This is a genomic window from Rhodobacter sp. P1_C2, assembly GCF_056406375.1.
Genome location: NZ_JBFUAG010000001.1, coordinates 471,889 through 490,963, shown reverse-complemented (window position 1 = coordinate 490,963; position 19,075 = coordinate 471,889). Strand labels below are relative to the sequence as shown.

The window sequence follows — 19,075 nt, the reverse complement described above, 5'->3', positions numbered from 1 at the left end:
CCCGCGCCGTTAGGGAGGGGTGTGCCCGCGAAAGGTCTGCGCCGATGCTGTCCAACCTGCTTGTCGTCCTGCCGATCTTTGCCCTGGTCCTGACCGGATGGGTGGCAAGACGCTCCGGCGCGCTCGGGCCACATGCGACGCGCGAGGTCAACCGCCTCGTCGTCTACCTGGCCCTGCCGGCCCTGCTGTTCGAGATCATGGCCAAGGCCGACCCGGCAGAGATCTGGCAACCCGGCTTCATCGCAGCCTTCAGCGCCGGGTCGGCTGCGGTCTTCGCGCTGACGCTCTGGCTGCGGCGGCGGCAGGGGCGGCCTCTCGCCGATGCCGCGATCGACGGGCTGAACGCGGGCTATGCCAATACCGGCTTCATGGGCTTTCCGCTGATGATGGCGGCGGTCGGCCCCGCGGCGATGGGCGCCACGCTCTGTGCGACGATCCTCACCGTCTGCGTCCTTTTCGCCGGAGCCATCGTGCTGATCGAAAGCAGCCTGCAGACGGCGGCGCGGCGGCGCGACATCGCCCGCAAGACCGCCCTGTCGCTGTCGCGCAACCCCTTGCTGGTGGCGCCCCAGCTGGGCTTTGCCTTCATGCTGTCCGGCCTGCCGCTGCCCGCCGTGGCGGATACGTACCTGAGGCTTCTGGGGGCCGCGGCCTCGCCCTGCGCCCTGATTGCGCTGGGTTTGTTCCTGGCAGAAAGCGCCGGGCGCAGCCCCTCGGCCACGGCGGGGGTGCAGATCACCCTCGTGGCCCTGAAACTGATCGCGCAACCCGCCGTGACCTGGATCGTCGCCGTGCCGATCCTGGGGCTGAGCCCGAGCCTCGCCCATACCGCCGTGCTTCTGGCAGCACTTCCCACAGGGACCGGCCCCTTCATGCTGGCCGAGTTCTACCAGCGCGAAGCCCTCCTGACCGCCCGCATCGTCCTGATCACCACGATCCTGTCGGTCGGCACCCTGTCCGCCTACCTCGCCCTCGCCCACTGAACAGACCAGCCGGGAGGCGCCGCTTTCCCTGCCCCCGGTGGCGGCTGCACCGCTTTCCTCTCAATCTCGGCCCGATTCCGCCGCAAAACGCCGAAATGCGGGCCTCGCATCGGCCCGATTGACAGATCGCGACTCGTCGTTCTAATCTGTAAAAACGTGTTTTGCAGAGTGAAACACGATGGGAGGAGAAACCATGAAGACGTTCAGGATGGCAGCGCTCGTCGCTGCGCTGGCAGCTGGGTTGTTGCCTATTGCCGGGCAAGCGCAGGAGATGGTGATCAAGATGGGGCATGCCGCCTCGTCCAAGCACGTCTTCCAGCGCGGGCTCGAGATCTTCGCCAGGAAGGTCGCCGAAAAGACCGACGGCAAGGTGAAGATCGAAGTCTACGGCGACCGCCAGCTTGGCGATGACAAACAACTGCTGGAGGGGTTGCAGATCGGTCTTGTCGATGGCGCGCTGGTGTCGTCGCCGACCGTGCCGCTGGCGATCGGCCTCAAGGGTTTTGACGCGCTGCAGCTGCCCTTCGCGGTCCAGAGCTATCAGCAACTGTCCGATGTGCTGACCTCGGATCTGGGCGATCAGCTGCTGGCGACCCTGGATACCAAGTCGATCAAGGGCCTGGGCTATATCGAGGCCGGGCAACGGAACTTCCTGTCGGCCAAGAAGGTCGTCGCCACGACCGCCGACTTTGCCGGTCTGAAGACGCGGATCGTGCCGATTCCCTTGCACAAGGCGATCTGGGAGGCGATCGGCGTCAACCCGGTCGGCATGGCTTACGGCGAGGTCTATTCGGCGCTCGAGACCGGCACCATCGACGCGGTCGAGATCAATCTGTCCTCCATTCGCAGCGAAAGCCTCTATGACGCGGCCAAGAACGTCACGATGACCGGCCACTATTTCTGGCCCGGGGTGATCATGCTTTCCGACACGGTCTGGAACAAGCTGAGCGATGTCGAAAAGGCCGCGCTCGTCGAAGCGGGCAGGGAGACGACCAAGGAGGCCTATGCCCTGGCCGCGACCGAACAGAACAGCGACCGCGCCTTCCTCGAGGCCAATGGCGTGACGTTCCATGACCTGCAGGACCTCGACGCGCTGAAGGCCCGGACCGCGCCCGTCGTTGCCGAATGGGCCGCGAAGGACCCGCTGATCGCCGCCTTCGCCAAGCGCTTTTCAGAGGGAAACTGAACGATGACGACGAGGGTCTATCGCTGGACGGACCTGCCACGCGAGACGGTGCGCGACGGGGTTTCGCGCACCGCCTTCCGGGGCGAGGGCGCTTTGATGGTGATGAACTGGCTTGAACCGGGGATGGAGAAGAGGCCGCATTCCCACCCCTTCGAACAGCTGGCCTACATCCTGTCCGGCCGTGTCCGCTTCGAGATCGGCGACGAGGTGGTCGAGGTCGGCGCGGGAGAGGTCGTGCGCATCCCCCCCGATGTCGTGCATTGTGGCGAGGCGCTGGGGGAGGAGACCGCCGTCAACCTCGATGTCTTCGCCCCGCCCCGCGCCGATTACAGCCATCTGACAGCCTATCAGGAGGGCGATTTCGCCTGACGACCGCGCCTTGTCCCGCAGGGCATGAGGGCAAAGGCCCGCGCGCCCGGATTTCCCCTTCACCATCCGCCCCTTCGCCGCCGTGCAAGAGGGTCGCCGGCGCCGCACTCGCGCCCGGAAAGGAGACCAGTGCCATGAAACCAGAATCGCTAGCGCGATGGACACGCAACGGCCTGCGTTGGACGCTCGTCACCTGCGTCGCCGCGCTCTTGCTGCTGATGACGGTGCAGATCGTGCTGCGCTACGGGTTCAACATGTCCCTGCTCTGGGCAGCGGAGACCTGCAGCTATCTGCTGATCTGGATGACCTTCCTCGGCGTCGTGCTCGCCTTCGAGCGGGGAGAGGTGGCCTCGCTGTCCTTTCTCAGCCAGCTGCTGCCACGGGTGGCGGGGCTGATTGCCGCGGCATCTGCCGCACTTCTGTCGGCGATCCTGTGCCTGTTGCTGGTCTATTACGGCTATCTCTATGCCGGAATGGCGGGCAAGGAGCCGATCCCGGCCATGCAGTTCCTGCTGCAGGACATGTTCGGGGAGGCTGCGCCCGCCGCGCCCGCCATGTTCTGGATCTATCTTTCGGTGCCCGTCGGGATGGCGCTGCTCGCCCTGCGGCTGCTGGCCGATGCCATCCTTTACCTGCGGGCCATCCCGACCCGGAAGGGTGTTTTCGAGGTGATCAACCGGACCGGTGTGGAGTTGAGCCAATGACCCTCTATCTCGTCGTTTTCGTGCTCTGCATCATCCTGGGCATCCCGATCGCCTTCGCCCTTGGCCTGTCGTCGGTCGCCTATCTTCTGGTCTTCGACAATTGGCGGCTGATGATCGGCTTTCCGCAGAAGATGCTGTCCGGGGTGGACAATTTCGTCCTGCTGACGATCCCCTTCTTCATCCTGGCCGGCAACCTGATGAATTCGGCCCAGCTGACCAAGGAAATCGTGCGCTTTGCCCAGATGCTGGTCGGGCGGGTGCGGGGCGGGCTGGCGGTGGTCAATGTCATCGCCTCGATGATGTTCTCGGGCGTTTCCGGGGCCGCCACGGCCGAGGCTTCGGCCATCGGCTCGGTGATGATCCCGTCGATGGAGCGCGACGGCTACCATCCGGCCTATGCCGCGGCGCTGACGGCGACCGGTTCCATCCTCGGGCCGATGGTGCCGCCCTCGCTGTCGCTGATCCTTTACGGCGTGCTGACCAGCACCTCGATCGGCGATCTGTTCCTTGCCGGCATCCTGCCCGCCTTCGTGCTTTGCGCGCTTCTGGTCTGCTATGCGCTCTGGAAGGCGCGGGTGGAGGACCATCCCCTGCCCGACCGCGTGCTGCCGCAAGAGCGTCTGGGCCTGACCATCAAGGCCGCGCCGGCCCTGTTTTTGCCGCTGATCATCGTGGGCGGCATCAGGGCGGGCATTTTCACCCCGACCGAGGCCGCCGCCGTCGCAGCGCTTTATGCCCTGCTGATCGGCGGGGTCCTTTACCGCACCCTGTCGCCCGCCAAGATCTTCACCGCTTTCTACGAGACCGCGACCATGACCGCCGGGGTGATGATGATCGTGGCGGTGGCTTCGATGACCGCGTTCATCCTCGGCATCGAGAACATCCCGCAGAGCGTGGCGCAGCATCTGCGCGACCTGACCGAAGTGCCCTGGGTCATGACCGTGCTTCTGAACATCGTGCTTCTGGTGCTGGGGCTGTTCCTCGAGCCGCTGGCGGCGCTGATCCTCGTCATGCCGATCCTGAACGAGATCGCGCCGATCATCGGCATGGACCCTGTGCAATTCGGGATCATGGTCGTGCTGAACCTGATGATCGGCATGATCACCCCCCCGGTGGGCCTGTGCCTCTTCATCGTCTCCACCATCGCACGCCAACCTCTCGAACGGGTGGCGCTGGCCGTACTGCCGATGATCGGCCTGTGCCTCGTGGTGCTGACGCTGACCGCCGCGGTACCGGCCCTGACCCTGACCCTTCCCAAATTGTTTGGAGGCTGAGATGACCACATCCGAACGTTCTAACCTGAGCAATCAGTCCACGATTGCCGCCTTCACCATCCTCGAACACATGGCGACACTCAGCGAGCCGGCCCGGCTGACCGATATCGCGACCGAGGTGGGCATGCCGCGTTCGCGGGTCTACCGCTATCTGCAGACCCTGCAATTCCTCGGCTATGTCGTGCAGGACCCCACCACCGAGCGGTATCGCCTGACGCTCAAGATGTTCCACCTTGGCCAGGCCATTGCCGATGGCACCCAGTTGATGACGGTGGCCCGCCCGGTCATGGTGGCACTGCGCAACGAGGTCCGGCAGACCGTCACCCTGTCGATCCCGGAAGATGCCGGCATGCGGGTGATCGACATCGTACGGGTCGAGACACCGGTGCAGATCGTCACCAAGCCGGGCGCGGTGCTGTCGCTGCACAATTCGGCACAGGGCAAGATTGCCCTGGCCTTCGGCCCGGCCAGCTACCGCGCGGCAATCGAAAAAGCCCGGGCCGGGGCCGATCCCGCCTTCGCCGGCGTGGATTTCGACCGGCTGGAGGCGCAGATCGCCCATGCCCGCAAGACCTGCTGGGCCGTGGCCCCCGAGGAAATCCTTCCCGGCGTCAATGCCGTCTCTTCCCCGATCTTCGACAACGAAAACCGCTTCGTGGCGACCATCAACGTGGTCGGCTCGGTGCACGACATCAAACCCGAACCGGCGGAGCTTTACGTCACCGCCGTCGTCCGCACGGCCCGCATGATCTCGGCCGAGCTGGGCTGCAAGGAGTACCCCGTATGACAAGATATTCCCTCGCCATCGACATCGGTGGCACCTTCACCGATGCCGTCCTGCTGGATTCCACCGGAGGCGCCTTTGTCGACAAGACGCTGACCACCCATAACGACCTGCTGGAAGGATTCTTCCGCGGCGTCGACCTGGTGACGGCCCGGGCCGGCATCGCGCCGGCTCAGATCGACGATGTCGTCGTCCACGCCACCACCGTCGTCACCAATGCGCTGATCGAACGCAAGGGGCCGCCGGTCGCGCTGATCCTGACCGAGGGCTTCCGCGACATCCTCTATATCCGGGACGAGCACCGCTACGACATGTACGACCCGCAGATCGAGTTCGCCGAGCCGCTGATCCCCTCCGAGCGGACCTTCACCCTGCGCGAACGCACCTTCGCCGATGGCAGCCTCGGCACCCCCGTCGATGCCGAGGAGGTGCGCGACGTGATCCGGCAATGCCGCGCGAAGGGCGTCGTCTCGGTCGCCGTCTGCCTGTTGAATTCCTACCGCAACGGCGCGAACGAGGCCGAGGTGCGCCGGGTCTTCAGCGAAGAGGCGCCGGAGATCTATGTCTCGCTGTCCTCTGTCATCGCGCCGCAGATGCGCGAATACCTGCGCGCCTCCACGGTGGCGATCAATGCCTATACGGTGCCGATCACCCGGCCCTACCTGACCGCCCTGATCCAGGAGCTCAAGGCACGCGGCTTTGACCAGCAGCCACTCATCATGCTGTCGAACGGCGGCGTCATCGGCGCCGAGCGGGCCTCGACCATGCCGGTCCGGATGATCGAAAGCGGGCCGGCGGCGGGGGCTCTTGTGGCCTGCTACTTCAGCCGCATCTTCGGGATTCCCGACCTGATCTCCTTCGACATGGGCGGCACGACGGCCAAGGCCTGCATGGTGCAGAACCACGAACCGCTGGTGACCGGCAATTTCGAGGTCGACCGCCGTTATCGGTTCAAGCCGGGATCGGGCATGCCGATCACCGTGCCTTCGATCGACATGATCGAGATCGGCGCCGGCGGTGGATCGATCGCCTGGGTCGATGATCTGGGGCTGCTGCGGGTCGGGCCGGAATCGGCCGGCTCGATGCCCGGCCCGGTCTGCTATGGCCGTGGCGGGGCCAATCCCTGCGTCACCGACGCCGACCTCGTGCTTGGCATCCTGTCGGCCGAGCGTTTTCTGGGCGGCGACATGAAGCTTGACCTTGCCGGGGCGCAGGGCGCGCTGGAAAGGCTTGGCACCACGCTCGGCCTGTCGCGCGAACGCGCCGCCTGGGGGGTGTTCGAGGTGGTCTGCGAACAGATGGCGGCCGCCACCCGGACCCATGCCACCGAACGCGGGATCGACTATCGCGGATTGCCGATGCTGGCCTTCGGCGGGGCCGGACCGGTCCATGCCTGCATGGTCGCCGAACTGACCGAAAGCAGCAAGGTGATCTACCCACCCCTGGCCTCGGTCCTCTCGGCCTTCGGCACCCTCGTCACCCCGGCGCAGATCGACCTGGTCCGCAGCCACGTCTCCAGCCTCGACACGCTGGACTGGGCCGGGGTCGAAACCGTGCTGGAGGCGATGATCGCCGAAGGCACCACCGCCCTGGGCGAGGCGGGCATCCGCCCCGAAGATCACGGGTTCAGCTTCGCGCTCGAGATGCGCTATGTCGGCCAGCAATCCGAGATCCGCATCCACCTCAAGGAAGACCCCCGCCTGACCCGCGACACCGAAGCGATCCGGGCGGCGTTCGCGGCCGAGTACCAGCATCAATACGGGCTCAAGCTCGACGGGATGCGGATCGAAGTGGTCAACTGGCTGGTCACCGCCTCGGGGCGCACGCCCGACCGCGGCGCCTTCGTCGCCAAGTCCGGCTCCGGGCGCGGCGAAGAGACCCGGCCCGTCCATATCCGCGGCGAAGCGACCGAAGTGCCGGTCTGGCAGCGCAACGCGATCTGCCGGGGGGACCGCATCGCGGGGCCGGTGATCATCGAGGAACGGGAAACCACGATCTTCGTCCTGCGGGACTGGGTTGTCACTTGGGATGAGAGCGGCAGCCTCATCGCCGAACGCAGGGGAGCGCAATGATGGACGGCGTCGAACTTCAGATCCTTTGGAGCAACCTGATCGGGATCGTCAGCGAACAGGCCCGCGCCTTGCAACGCATCGCCTTCAGCCCGATCGTGCGCGAGGCGGGCGACCTGGCCAACGGCCTTTTCGATGAAAAGGCGCGGATGGTGGCCCAGGCCGTGACCGGCACGCCCGGCCACATCAACTCGCTCGCCGCGGCGGCGCGCAACCTTCTGGACCATTGCGACAGCGCCACCCTGCGACCCGGCGACGTGCTGATCACCAATGATCCCTGGATGTCGGCGGGGCATTTCTTCGACATCACCGTGCTGTCGCCGATCTTCCGCGGTTCGCGCATCATCGGCTATGCCGGTTCGACCATCCACCATTCCGACATCGGCGGCTATGGCATCGGCTCGGGCGCGCGCGACATCCATGAAGAGGGCCTGTGGATCCCGGTAATGAAGCTGTACGAAGCCGGCAAGCCCAACGAAACCCTGTTCCAGATCATCCGGCGCAACGTGCGCACGCCCGACGCGCTTCTCGGCGATCTGGGCGCGCAGGTCTCGTCCGGGATCATCGCGACCGAAAGGCTGAACGCGCTTTGTGACCGCTACGGGCTCGACGATATTTCCGAACTGTCGGAGGAAATTATCACAAGGTCCGAAAGTGCGACACGGGAAGCGATCCGCAAGCTGCCGGGCGGCACCTATCATGGCGCTTCGACCTTCGACGTGCCCGGCGGTCAGGAGATCACGCTGAAGACCGCCGTCATCATCGACAGCGAAAAGGGCGAGATCCTGGTTGATTTCGAGGGCTCTTCCGGCCCGTCGAACATGGGGATCAACGTGGTGCCCGCCTATACCCATGCCTATGCGACCTTTGCCGTCCGATCGACCCTCAATCCCGACCTGCCCAACAACGCGGGTTCGCTGGCGCCGATCCGTCTGAAGCTGCCGGAAAGCTGCGTGGTGAATGCGAAATACCCCTCTCCGGTCAACGCCCGCCACGTCGTGGGCATGTATGTGCCCTTCCCGATCCTGAAGGCCCTGGCGCAGGTGGTGCCCGATCAGGTGATCGCGGAAGGCTCGGGGGCGGTCTGGACCATCCAGGTCCAGGGAACCGACAAGGACGGGCGCCCCTTCACCTCGTCGATGTTCAACTATTCTGGCGGCATGGGGGCGCGGGCCACCAAACCCGGCATCTCGGCGGTCTGTTATCCGACCGGCGTCTCGGCGGTGCCGGTCGAGGTGCTGGAAGCCTCCTATCCCATCGCCTTCACCTGCAAGGAGCTGGCGCATGGCACCGGCGGGGCCGGCAGACAGGCCGGAGGCGATGGCCAGCGCATCGGATACCGGATGCGCACCACGCGGCCCTGGCTTCTCAACACCATTCCCTCGCGGCTGAAGCACGGCCCCGAGGGCCTTGCGGGGGGGCAGGACGGGGCGGCCGGGCTGTTCCAGATCAACGGGGTTTCGGTCGAGGATACCCGCAAGCGCGAGATGCAGCCGGACGACGAGGTCTTCATGATCACCCCGGGTGGTGGCGGTTACGGCGCGCCATGACCGACTTGCGCGGCGCCTTTGCCCGCCGGCTGCGCGCCGGGGAAGAACTGGCGGGGGTTTTCGTCAAGTCGCAGGATCCGGCGGTGGTCGAGATCCTGGCCCTTGCCGGCTTCGATTTCGTGGTGATCGATGCCGAACACGCCGCCTTCGACCGCGCCGGGATTGCCGCGTTCTGCAGGGCGGCGCGGGCGGGCGGGATTGCCGCCCTCGTGCGGGTGCCGCCCGATGCGCCCGATTGGATCGGCAGCAGCCTCGATGCCGGGGCTGCGGGCATCGTGGCGCCCCAGGTTCCCGATGCGGCGACCGCCGCGGGCATCCTCCGCCAGATGCGCTATGGCCCGGGAGGAGCCGGGTTCTCGCCCTCCACCCCCGGCGCGCTTTACGGCCAGCGCAGCATCGCGGCGCATCTGGCGGCGCGCCCGGCGGAAACCGTGCTGATCTGCCAGATCGAGACCCCGGAAGCCGTCGACGCCTGCGCAGAGATCGCGGCACTCGACGGGGTCGATGCCCTTCTGGTCGGGCCGGTGGACCTTGCCGTCTCGGCCGGGCTTGCCGATCCGAAGGCAGAGGTCGTGGTGGCGATGACCCGCCGCGTTCTGCAGGCGGCGCGGCAGGCGCGGGCCGCGGGCGGGCTTTTCCTGGCGGACCCCGCACTGGCGCCGGATTGGCGCGCTGCCGGGGCGCGGTTGTTCGTGATCGGAACCGATCAGGGATTTCTCGCCGCGGCCGCCGCTAGGGCGCTTGCGGCTTTCGCACCCTGATCCCGCCCCGTGGCGCGCGGGGCGGCTGCGCCTACAAGGGCAGGCCGGTCAGCCGCGCGACCAGTTCCGCCGTGTTGCGCGCGCCCAGTTTGGCGAGCAGGCGGGCGCGGTGGGCCTCGGCGGTGCGGGGTGAGAGGCCGAGCAGGCGGGCGATTTCCTTGTTGGTCCGGCCCTCGGCCAGATGGGCGGCCACCTGGCGTTCGCGCGCGGTCAGGTCGGTGACGGGCCTGGTGTCCGAGATATCGGCAAAGCTCCAGACCGCCCGGGCGAAAGGGTCGTCCGGCGTCAGCGACTGGCCGCGCACCCGGCACCAGAACATCGTCCCGTCGCGGCGCTGCATGATCCGCTCGTCCGCATAGCGCCCGGTCTGGCGCATCCGTTCCAGCCAGATCTCGCCAATGCGGCGGAATTCTTCGGTCGAGGGATAAAGCTGCGCGAGGGACTGCCCCTCCAGCGCGCCGGGCGGATAATCGAAGGTCTCGCGCATCCGGGCATTGCAGCCGACAACGACGCGGTGGCGGGTCAGGGCCAGCCCCACCGGCGCATGTTCGAAGGCCTCCGTCTCGTCCATCCCCGTCCCCCTCCATAGCGTAGTTCTACGAATAGAGGAGCCGTGGCGCGACTGCTAGACTGGGCCGGCAAGGGGGAGGCGATCATGGATGCACGTATTGTCGGTTGGGGTCACACCCGTTTCGGGCGCCACGAGGGCCGCACGCTCGAGGATCTGATCCTCGAGGCGGCGGCGGGGGCGCTGGCGCATGCCGGCATCGAAGCCGGTGCGGTCGATGCCGTCTGGCTGGGTCATTTCAACGCGGGCCTGGTGCCGGATGGCTTTGCCGCGTCGCTGGTCCTGGGCCTTGACCCGGCGATGCGCTTCATTCCGGCCACGAGGGTCGAGAATGCCTGCGCCTCCGGTTCGGCCGCGGTCTATGCCGCGCGCGATGCGATCCGCGCGGGCCGGGTGCGCACCGCGCTGGTGATCGGGGCCGAGAAGATGACCGCGAAGGACACCGCCGGCGTCACCGCCGCGCTGTCGGGCGCCTCCTATCAGGCGGAAGAGGGCGGCCAGTCCTTCCCGCAGATCTTCGCGCACTTTGCCAAGGCCTATTTCCAGGCCCATGGCGACCAGTCGGCCGCCCTCGCCCGGATCGCGGCCAAGAACCACCACAATGCGCTGGCCAATCCCCTGGCGCAGATCCGCAAGGACGTCGGCTTCGACTTCTGCAACACGGTGAGCGAGAAGAACCCCCTGATCGCCGCGCCCCTGCGGATGACCGACTGCTCGCTGATCTCGGACGGGGCGGCGGCGCTGATCCTGGTGGCCGAGGACATGGCCGCCGACTTCCCGCGCGCCGTGGGTTTCCGGGCGGCGGTGCAGGTGAACGATGTCCTGCCGATGTCGCGCCGCGACCTTCTGGCCTTCGAGGGCCCGGCCACGGCCTTCGCCCGTGCCTATGCCGAGGCGGGGATCGGCGTGGCCGATCTGTCCTTCGCCGAGGTCCATGACTGTTTCACCATCGCCGAACTGCTGGTCTACGAGGCGATGGGCCTCGTGCCGCGCGGCGCCGGGGCGCGGGCGATCGACGAGGGCCTGGTGACGCGGGAGGGAATGCTGCCGGTGAACCTGTCAGGCGGGCTCAAGGCCAAGGGCCATCCGGTCGGCGCGACCGGCGTGTCGATGCATGCGCTTGCGGCGGCCCAGGTGACGGGCGAGGCCGGCGAGATGCAGCTGCCGGGGGCCACGCTTGGCTGCGTCTTCAACATGGGCGGCTCGGGGGTCGCCAACTACTGCTCGATCCTTCAGGCGGAGCGTGCGGCATGAACCCCGCCGAGTGGCTGATCCGCAGCGCGCAGCGCAATCCCGGCGCGCCGGCCCTTCTGCAGGGTGAGGTGCTGGTGGCCGATTACGCCCGCTTCGCCGAACGGGCAGCGCGCCTTGGCGCCGGGCTGACCCGGCGGTTCGGGGTGGGCCCGGGCGACCGCGTCGCGATCTTCATGAAGAATCGCACCGAATATCTCGAGGCGCTTTATGGCGCCTGGTTTGCCGGGGCCGCGGTGGTGCCGATCAACATGAAGCTGCACCCGCGCGAGGCCGAATGGATCATCGCCGATGCCGGCGCGCGGGTGACCCTCGTCTCGGGCGACCCCGGCAGCGGGCTTGACCCCTTGGCCTGCGGCGGGCCGGTGCTGGACGTGGACGGCGCCGCCTATGCCGCCCTCCTGGCCGAGGACCCGATGCCCGCGCCCGCGGCGCTGGGGGCCAGCGACATGGTCTGGCTTTTCTACACCTCGGGCACCACCGGGCAGCCCAAGGGGGTGATGCTGACCTCGGTCAATATCCAGGCGATGTGCCTGGGTTATTTCACCGATGTCGATCCTGTCGCCGCAACGGACGCGGTCCTTTACGCGGCCCCGATGTCGCATGGCGCCGGGCTTTACAATTTCATGCATGTGATGCGCGGGGCGCGCCATGTCGTGCCCCCCTCCGGCGGGTTCGACGCGGAAGAGATCCTGACGCTTGCGCCGCGCCTGCAGAACGTCTCGATCTTTGCCGCGCCGACCATGGTGCGGCGCCTGGTCGACCGCGCCAAGGCCACCGGTCGCAGTGGCGATGGGCTGCGCACCATCGTCTATGGTGGCGGGCCGATGTATCTGGCCGACATCATCGAGGCGGTGGCGGTGATGGGTCCGCGCTTCGTACAGATCTACGGCCAGGGCGAAAGCCCGATGGCGATCACCGCGCTGCCGCGCGATCTGGTCGCAGACCGTGCGCATCCGCGCTGGCGCGACAGGCTCGCCTCGGTCGGGCAGGCCCAGTCGCCGGTGCGGGTCCGCATCGCCGATGCCGAGGGGCGCGACCTGCCGCAGGGGACGACGGGCGAGATCCTCGTCGCGGGCACGCCGGTGATGGCCGGCTACTGGAAGAACCCCGCAGCCAGCGCCAGGACGCTGCGTGACGGCTGGCTCTGGACCGGGGACCTCGGGGCGATGGATGCGGAGGGGTTTGTCACCCTGCAGGACCGGTCGAAGGATGTGATCATCTCGGGCGGCACCAACATCTACCCGCGCGAGGTCGAGGAGGCCCTGCTGCTGCACGAAACGGTACACGAGGCCGCCGTCATCGGCCGGCCCGATCCGGAATGGGGCGAAAGCGTCGTGGCCTTCGTGACCCCGGTGCCCGGCGGCCAGATCGAAGCGGAAGTGCTCGATCGCCATTGCCTCGACCGGATCGCGCGCTTCAAACGGCCCAAGGAGTACCGCATCGTCGCCGCGCTGCCGAAGAACAACTACGGCAAGGTCCTGAAAACCGACCTGCGCCGGATGCTGGCAGAGGAGACGCCCTGACCCGCCGCCCCTGTCCCGCCGCCAACGCGCCGCAGGCAGGACATGCGGCCCTGGCGGCGCGCGGGCCATGCCGTTCAGACGCCGCACAGGATGACAGGCTGACCCGCCCCCGCATGTCGCCGACGGGTGTCCTGCCATCAATGGCCTGACCCGTCAGAGCCGCCCTTCCCCGACCAGCGCCCGCGTGCGTTTCAGCGTCGACAAAAGCGCCGCCCGGTAGCCCTGCTCACTGTCGAAGATCGCCTGCTCGGCCTGTTCTTCCGGGCCGCCCGGCACCGCATCGCGCAGACCGAGATAGCAGTAGAACCGCAGTTGCAGCGCGCCAGTCGCGTCCGTGACGATCTCGTTGACGATGGCGCCTTCACGCGGGCCCGTGGCCTGAAAGAAGGTCACCTTGCGCTGCGGTTCCAGCACGATGATCTCGCGCAGCTCCTTGCCGCCGATGGTGGAGTCGCGCAGGAAATGGGTCGCGCTGTTCTCTGTCACCTCGCAGCGGGTGCAAAGCCCGGCCGGCAGGAAGGCCCGCGCATCGCGCGCCTTCAGCTCCAGCCCCGCCCAAAGCTGGTCACGGGTCAGCGGCGTTTCGCCCTCGGGGTTCACGGGCAGGGTGGCGGTCGAGTAGATCATGATCTTGTCCTTTGGTCGGGGGCCTTTGCCCCGGGTTGAGGGGAAGGCGGATGTCATCCGGCGATCTGCGCGACAAAGGCGTCGCGACGGCCGCTTTGTGCGGCAACTGGGAATGTATCGATCCAGCAGAATGCGAACAGCCGCCAGATCTGGACAGATCGTCTCATGGATGAGACAGTCGCCCCGATCCGCACCCCGACGGAAGAAGAAAGATGGACCTGCTCGCCCTTGCCGATTTCACCCTCGTCTCCCGCCATGAAGGCTTTGGCCGCGCGGCGCGAGCCTCGGGGCGGCCCAAGGCCACGCTGTCGCGCCGGGTTGCCGAACTGGAAGCCGCCCTTGACCTGCGGCTGTTCGAACGGGGCGGCCGGCTCTTGAAACTGACGGAGGGGGGGCGCGCGCTTTACGCCCGCACCAGCCGCCTGCTGCAAGAGATGGAGGAGGCGACCCTTGCCATCGCCTCGGGGGGCGAGACGCCGCGCGGCACCTTGCGCCTCAGCGCGCCGCTGCTGTTTTCGCAGACCGCCATGGGCAAGATCGCCGCCGATTTCGCGCTGTCCTGTCCCGAGGTGCGGCTGGAGGTGACGACCGAGGATCGCCCGGTCGACATGATCGAGGAAGGCTTCGACCTGGTGATCCGCGTCGACCCGGCCCCGGATGAAAGCCTGGTCGGGCGCGCCTTCCTGCATGACCATCTGGTCGTCGTGGCCCGCCCCGACCTGCCCCGCCCCGGGCCGGGTGGGCGCGCTCCGGCGGTGGTGCGCTCGGCCGCCGAGCGGTCCGGCTGGACGCTGCGGACCAGCGACGGGCCGGCCAAGGTCGAGATCGACCCGATCCTGAGCCTGTCCTCGATGATCATGGTGCGGGATGCCGTGCGCGCCGGTGTCGGTGCCGGGCGGCTGCCGATCTCGCTGGTCAGCCGGGATCTGGCGGACGGCACGCTGGCGCTTTGGGGAGAGGTCGATGCGCCCGCCATCGCGCTCTGGGCGCTTTACCCCTCGCGCCGCCTGCTCAGCGCCCGGGTCTCGGCCTTTCTCGACACGCTGAAACGCGCCTTCCCGAAAGGCACGGCGGACGAACTCGCAGCCTTTCTCGGGCGATAGCCTGCCGCATCACCCGCCGGACAAAGGCGCCCCCTGCACCTAGCCTGCCAGATAGGTCCATGCCGCGGCGCAAGCCATGCCAGCGCCCATCGCCCAGATCGACCGTCGCGCCAGCGCCATGACCGCGACGGCCACCGCGACCGATGCCGCCTCGCGCAGGCCGCCGCGCACCAGCATCGAGGCGACCAGCGCGGCCAGAACCGCCAGCGAGAGGTTCTGCAAGAACCGTTCGACCCGCGGGGACATCGGTAGGAAGGTCATCACGATGGGCCCGGCCAGGCGCGTGGCCAGGGTCAGGGCCGCGGCGAGCAGGATGGCCGCCCAGGCGGTGAAGGCGTCAGGCATCGCAAAAGCTCCCCGCGATGGCCCCGGCGAAGGCGCCCGCGATCACATTCCAACCCGGCGGCAGGTGGTGCAGGCCCAGCACCGCCACCGCCGCCCCGACCAGAACCGGCACCAGCTTTAGCGGCCGCTTCACCATCCCGGTGACCATCGCCGTCAGGAAACACAGCATCACCACATCGAAGCCAAGCGCCGCCGGGCTGCCGAAGGCGGGCCCCGCCACGGCGCCGATCGCCGCACCAAGACCCCAGGCCAGCCAAAGCACCAGCCCGCTGCCCAGAAGCAGCCCCATATCCCGCGACCCGCCCCGGAAAGCCGCCTGGCAGACTGCGAAATTGGCATCGTTGAGCAAAGCCATGGTCGGCAGCCGCTGGCCCAGTGACATCCGGTTGACCCAGGGCGCCAGCGCCGCCCCCATCACCACATTGCGCGCATTGATCGCCAGAACCGCAAAGGCCAGCGACCCCCAGGCCACCCGCGCGTGCCAGAACTCCAGCGTCGAGAACTGGGCGGAACTGGAAAAGGCCAGCATGCTGAAGCCGATGGACTGCAACGCGGTCAGGCCCCGGGTTGCGGCCACCACGCCGAAGGCGATGCCAAAGGGGATGAAGAACACCGCGACCGGCAGCAACAGCACGGCCCCCTGACGGATGCCGTCAAGGGTCAGGAGGATCGGAGGGGGAGGCTGTCTAACCATATCTCCGGTTAGAGCCATTCGCTACTTGCCTGTCAACCCCTGTTCTGGTTAGAATGGCGCATGACCTACAGCACCGGCACCCCATTGAAAGCTGTCGCAGGCCGATTGGCGCTGGATTTCGTCAACACCGCCGATTGGACTGGCCTCGACACGGTCCTGAAGGACCGCATCGCCGACCTCGCCGATCTGTCGGCCTGGACGGCGCAGATGGGCCTCGCCGGGGCGGCGTGGGACGGAACGCTCGAAACCCTGCGCGACTTTCGCGCCGGGCTGCGCCGGGCGATCCTGGGGCAAGGCCTCCTCGACCTAGGCCTGCCCCTGCCCCCGCCCGAGGCGCCCTTCGTCGCCTGGCTGCGCCGGCAACCGCTGCGCGATCTCTTCACGGCCTCGGCGTTGGCGATCCTCGCCGACCCGCGCGAGTTGGACAGGGTCAAGCTTTGCCCCGGCCAGGGCTGCGGCTGGCTGTTCCTTGACGAGACGAAGAACGCCCGGCGCAAATGGTGCCTGATGGAGGTCTGCGGCAACCGTGCCAAATCCAGCCGCCACTATGCGCGCAGCCTCGGCCTGCCGGAGGGCGGCGCAGGCTGATCCCGCCCAAGGGCGCGCGAAGACAAGGTTTTCACCGGGGGCTGAACCTGTGTAGAGTTGCCCTCGCAGCGCAGCAAGCGGAAGGGCGATGGCAGTAACCCTGAGAGAGGTGGCGATCAAGGCCGGGGTATCGCGGTCGGCGGTGTCGCGGGCCTTCACCGATGGCGCCTCGGTCTCGGCCAAGACCCGCGCCAAGGTCGAGGCGGCGGCGCAGGAACTGGGCTATGCGCCCAACGCCCTGGCCTCGAGCCTGACGACGGGGCGGACCAAGCTGATCGGGCTGATCGCGAACAACTTCCACAACCCGCTGATCCTGGAGGTTTTCGACCTGTTCACCAAGGGGTTGCAGGAGCGCGGGCTGCGGCCTCTTCTGGTCAATCTTGGCGGGGCCAGCGACACCGGCGCCGCGCTGCGCATGTTGCGGCAATATTCGGTGGATGGGGTGATCGTGGCCTCCTCCACCCTGCCGCCGAGCTTTGCACTCGCCTGCAAGGCGGCGCAGCTGCCGGTGGTCCATGCCTTCGGACGCGCCTCCGCCGTGCCGCAGGTCCATGTGGTGGGGATCGACAACGTGGCCTGCGGGCGCATGGCGGCAGAGGCGCTGTTGTCGCGCGGGTACCGCAGCCTCGGCTTCCTCGGCGGGCCGGAAAGCGCCACCTCGACCCAGGATCGCGCCGCGGGCTTCCTTCAGGGCTTGCAGGGGTGGCCGGTGACCCTGTCCTATGCCAGCGATTACACCTTCGACGCGGGCCGCGCGGCGATGCAAGCCCTGCTGGATTCGCCGGCCGAGGCCTATTTCTGCGGCGACGACCTTCTGGCGGTCGGCGCGCTCAGTGCCATTCAGGAGGCCGGGCTGAAGGTGCCCGGCGACATCGGCCTGATCGGGTTGAACGACATGGAAATGTCGCGCTGGCAGAACATCGGCCTGACGACGATCCGCCAGCCGATCGCCCGGATCATCGATGCGGCGATCGAACTGGTTGTGGCGACGATAGAAGCGCCCGACATGGCACCTGAAACCCGGCTCTTCCCCTGCGAGGTGATTGCGCGCCAGAGCCTGCGCGAGGTGTGACCTCTCGGGACGGTCCGCGATGGCCGACGAAGCTGGCTTGGCCCTGCGTCAAAAGGGAAGAACCCCCCGCGCGAACTTAACCCCGGCCGCGGGACAGGAATGCCTGTGCGGCGGCCAGACCCTCGGCGGTGATCGTATGGGGCACGCCTTGCAGCACCACGACCTCGGCCGCGACACCGGCGGCCTGCAGTCGGTCAGCGGCCTCCAGACTCAGGGCGTGTGGCATCACCGCGTCTGCCGTACCGCCCACCAGAAGCGCGCGCGCCCCGGCTTGCGGGGTGGGCACGCCGTCGAAGGCCAGACGCCCGGCAAAGGCCACGACCTTGGCCACCTTACCCCGCGCCACGGCATCCAGCGCCATGATGGCACCTTGCGAAAAGCCCAGCAGGATCACCCGGTCCGCCCCGCTGTCTTCCACCGCCCTGTCAATCAGCGCATCCAGCGCCGGGCGCGCCGCCACGACCCGTGCCGGACGGTTCGCCTCGGTCACGCCCGCGATAGAAAACCACTGCCGCGCGCGACCGCCGCCAACGAAGGGCTCGGTCCCGTCGGGCGACAGGAAGGTGGCCCCCGGCAGGCTCGCCGCGAGATGCGGTGCCAGCGGGGCCAGATCGGCCCCGGTGGAACCGACCCCATGTAGCATCAGGACCAGCGTGCTCATGCCAGCGCCCGCGCCCAGGGCAGATCCGGGCCCAGCGGCACGATCCCGTTGGGATTCAAGGTCTTGATCGAGTAATAGCCCTGCTTGATATGGTCGATGCTGACCGTCTCCGCCACACCGGGCAGCGCCAGAATGCGCTCCAGATAGGCCTGCAGGCCCGGGTAATCCTTGATCCGGCGCAGGTTGCATTTGAAGATGCCGTGATAGGCCGCGTCAAAGCGGACAAGGGTCACGAAGGCGCGGATATCGGTCTCGGTCAGGCGGGACCCGTGCAGGAAGGGGCGGCCATCGGCCAGGCGCGCCTCCAGGTCATCCAGCGTCGCAAAGACGGTGGCAAAGGCCTCGTCATAGGCCACTTGCGTGGTGGCAAAGCCGGTCCGGTAGACGCCGTTGTTCAGGCCCGGATAGATCACGTCGTTCAGCGCGTCGATCTCGGCCGCCAGATCGGCGGGGTAAAGATCGGGGCCGGAGGCCAGGGCACCGAAGCCCGCATTGAACATCCGCAGGATATCGGCGGATTCGTTCGACACCATCGTGTCCCGCTCCTTGTCCCACAGGACCGGCACCGTCGCCCGCCCCGTGTAATGCGGGTCGGCCTTCGTGTAGATCTGGTGCATGTAGGTCGCCCCGTTCAGCGTATCGAGGTTCGAACCGGGGTAGTTTCCAAAACGCCAGCCCTCGTCGGTCAGCACGGGTTCGACGACCGAAACGGAGATGACCTCCTCCAGCCCCTTGAGCTTGCGGGCGATCAGGGTGCGGCTGGCCCAGGGGCAGATGAGCGCGACGTAAAGGTGATAGCGCCCGGCCTCGGCCTTGAACCCTCCGCTGCCGGTGGGGCCTGCGGAGCCATCCACCGTCACCCAGTTGCGGAAGCTGGAGATCTGGCGGACGAAGCCGCCCTTTTCATCCTTGGCCTGGACCGGTTGCCAGGCCTCCTGCCATTTGCCGTCTACCAGCATC

The 19,075-nt window shown here is 67.5% G+C and carries 20 protein-coding genes; 14 read left to right on the top strand and 6 right to left on the bottom strand.

The window, feature by feature from the left end; genetic code table 11:
- Positions 1–44: 44 nt before the first annotated feature.
- From AC1DZT_RS02430 to AC1DZT_RS02390, 9 genes are all read left to right on the top strand, one after another.
- Positions 45–983 (top strand): AEC family transporter, encoded by a 939-nt coding sequence (locus AC1DZT_RS02430; protein WP_478004993.1) that lies wholly within the window; start codon positions 45–47, stop codon positions 981–983.
- A gap of 193 nt (positions 984–1,176) precedes the next feature.
- A complete protein-coding gene (locus tag AC1DZT_RS02425; protein WP_478004992.1) occupies positions 1,177–2,169 on the top strand; it encodes a TRAP transporter substrate-binding protein in 993 nt (330 codons plus the stop codon).
- A 3-nt stretch (positions 2,170–2,172) separates the two neighbouring features.
- Positions 2,173–2,538, top strand: a complete 366-nt coding sequence (locus tag AC1DZT_RS02420; RefSeq protein ID WP_478004991.1) for a cupin domain-containing protein — start codon at positions 2,173–2,175, stop codon at positions 2,536–2,538.
- Positions 2,539–2,672: 134 nt separating this feature from the next.
- Positions 2,673–3,242, top strand: a complete 570-nt coding sequence (locus tag AC1DZT_RS02415) for a TRAP transporter small permease (RefSeq protein WP_478004990.1) — start codon at positions 2,673–2,675, stop codon at positions 3,240–3,242.
- On the top strand, positions 3,239–4,516 hold the full coding sequence (locus tag AC1DZT_RS02410; RefSeq protein WP_478004989.1) for a TRAP transporter large permease: 1,278 nt from the start codon (positions 3,239–3,241) through the stop codon (positions 4,514–4,516). The genes AC1DZT_RS02415 and AC1DZT_RS02410 overlap by 4 nt, the downstream gene beginning before the upstream one ends.
- Position 4,517: 1 nt before the next feature.
- Positions 4,518–5,303, top strand: a complete 786-nt coding sequence (locus AC1DZT_RS02405) for an IclR family transcriptional regulator (protein ID WP_478004988.1) — start codon at positions 4,518–4,520, stop codon at positions 5,301–5,303.
- Complete coding sequence (locus tag AC1DZT_RS02400; RefSeq protein ID WP_478004987.1) at positions 5,300–7,372, top strand: hydantoinase/oxoprolinase family protein; 2,073 nt, start codon at positions 5,300–5,302, stop codon at positions 7,370–7,372. Before AC1DZT_RS02405 ends, AC1DZT_RS02400 begins: the two co-directional genes overlap by 4 nt.
- Positions 7,369–8,919, top strand: coding sequence for a hydantoinase B/oxoprolinase family protein (locus tag AC1DZT_RS02395; protein WP_478004986.1), 1,551 nt, complete (start codon positions 7,369–7,371; stop codon positions 8,917–8,919). The genes AC1DZT_RS02400 and AC1DZT_RS02395 overlap by 4 nt, the downstream gene beginning before the upstream one ends.
- On the top strand, positions 8,916–9,680 hold the full coding sequence (locus tag AC1DZT_RS02390) for an HpcH/HpaI aldolase family protein (protein WP_478004985.1): 765 nt from the start codon (positions 8,916–8,918) through the stop codon (positions 9,678–9,680). The genes AC1DZT_RS02395 and AC1DZT_RS02390 overlap by 4 nt, the downstream gene beginning before the upstream one ends.
- 31 nt (positions 9,681–9,711) lie before the next feature.
- Here the strand turns inward: AC1DZT_RS02390 and AC1DZT_RS02385 are convergent, their stop codons facing one another.
- On the bottom strand, positions 9,712–10,251 hold the full coding sequence (locus tag AC1DZT_RS02385) for a LuxR C-terminal-related transcriptional regulator (RefSeq protein ID WP_478004984.1): 540 nt from the start codon (positions 10,249–10,251) through the stop codon (positions 9,712–9,714).
- An 84-nt stretch (positions 10,252–10,335) separates the two neighbouring features.
- Here AC1DZT_RS02385 and AC1DZT_RS02380 point away from each other — a divergent pair, with 84 nt between their 5' ends.
- Together AC1DZT_RS02380 and AC1DZT_RS02375 are read left to right on the top strand one after the other, a co-directional pair.
- Positions 10,336–11,502, top strand: a complete 1,167-nt coding sequence (locus AC1DZT_RS02380; protein WP_478004983.1) for an acetyl-CoA acetyltransferase — start codon at positions 10,336–10,338, stop codon at positions 11,500–11,502.
- Complete coding sequence (locus AC1DZT_RS02375) at positions 11,499–13,025, top strand: class I adenylate-forming enzyme family protein (protein WP_478004982.1); 1,527 nt, start codon at positions 11,499–11,501, stop codon at positions 13,023–13,025. The genes AC1DZT_RS02380 and AC1DZT_RS02375 overlap by 4 nt, the downstream gene beginning before the upstream one ends.
- Positions 13,026–13,178: 153 nt before the next feature.
- On the opposite strand, the gene AC1DZT_RS02370 is transcribed toward AC1DZT_RS02375, so the two are convergent.
- Positions 13,179–13,652, bottom strand: a complete 474-nt coding sequence (locus AC1DZT_RS02370; protein ID WP_478004981.1) for an AtaL-like protein — start codon at positions 13,650–13,652, stop codon at positions 13,179–13,181.
- Positions 13,653–13,864: 212 nt separating this feature from the next.
- Between AC1DZT_RS02370 and AC1DZT_RS02365 the strand changes: the two genes are divergently transcribed.
- Entirely contained in the window at positions 13,865–14,755 is an 891-nt protein-coding gene (locus AC1DZT_RS02365) for a LysR family transcriptional regulator (RefSeq protein WP_478004980.1), read from the top strand.
- A gap of 39 nt (positions 14,756–14,794) precedes the next feature.
- On the opposite strand, the gene AC1DZT_RS02360 is transcribed toward AC1DZT_RS02365, so the two are convergent.
- A complete protein-coding gene (locus tag AC1DZT_RS02360; RefSeq protein ID WP_478004979.1) occupies positions 14,795–15,100 on the bottom strand; it encodes an AzlD domain-containing protein in 306 nt (101 codons plus the stop codon).
- Positions 15,093–15,794: an AzlC family ABC transporter permease gene (locus AC1DZT_RS02355; RefSeq protein WP_478004978.1), complete on the bottom strand. Its 702-nt coding sequence runs from the start codon at positions 15,792–15,794 to the stop codon at positions 15,093–15,095. The genes AC1DZT_RS02360 and AC1DZT_RS02355 overlap by 8 nt, the downstream gene beginning before the upstream one ends.
- 60 nt (positions 15,795–15,854) lie before the next feature.
- On the opposite strand from AC1DZT_RS02355, the gene AC1DZT_RS02350 reads away from it, so the two are divergent.
- Both AC1DZT_RS02350 and AC1DZT_RS02345 read left to right on the top strand, forming a co-directional pair.
- A complete protein-coding gene (locus tag AC1DZT_RS02350; RefSeq protein ID WP_478004977.1) occupies positions 15,855–16,382 on the top strand; it encodes a CGNR zinc finger domain-containing protein in 528 nt (175 codons plus the stop codon).
- 88 nt (positions 16,383–16,470) lie between these two features.
- Positions 16,471–17,454, top strand: coding sequence for a LacI family DNA-binding transcriptional regulator (locus AC1DZT_RS02345; RefSeq protein ID WP_478004976.1), 984 nt, complete (start codon positions 16,471–16,473; stop codon positions 17,452–17,454).
- A 76-nt stretch (positions 17,455–17,530) separates the two neighbouring features.
- Here AC1DZT_RS02345 and AC1DZT_RS02340 read toward each other — a convergent pair whose 3' ends face one another.
- Both AC1DZT_RS02340 and AC1DZT_RS02335 read right to left on the bottom strand, forming a co-directional pair.
- Positions 17,531–18,115: an alpha/beta hydrolase gene (locus AC1DZT_RS02340; protein ID WP_478004975.1), complete on the bottom strand. Its 585-nt coding sequence runs from the start codon at positions 18,113–18,115 to the stop codon at positions 17,531–17,533.
- Positions 18,112–19,074: a glutathione S-transferase family protein gene (locus tag AC1DZT_RS02335; protein WP_478004974.1), complete on the bottom strand. Its 963-nt coding sequence runs from the start codon at positions 19,072–19,074 to the stop codon at positions 18,112–18,114. The genes AC1DZT_RS02340 and AC1DZT_RS02335 overlap by 4 nt, the downstream gene beginning before the upstream one ends.
- Position 19,075: the final 1 nt, after the last annotated feature.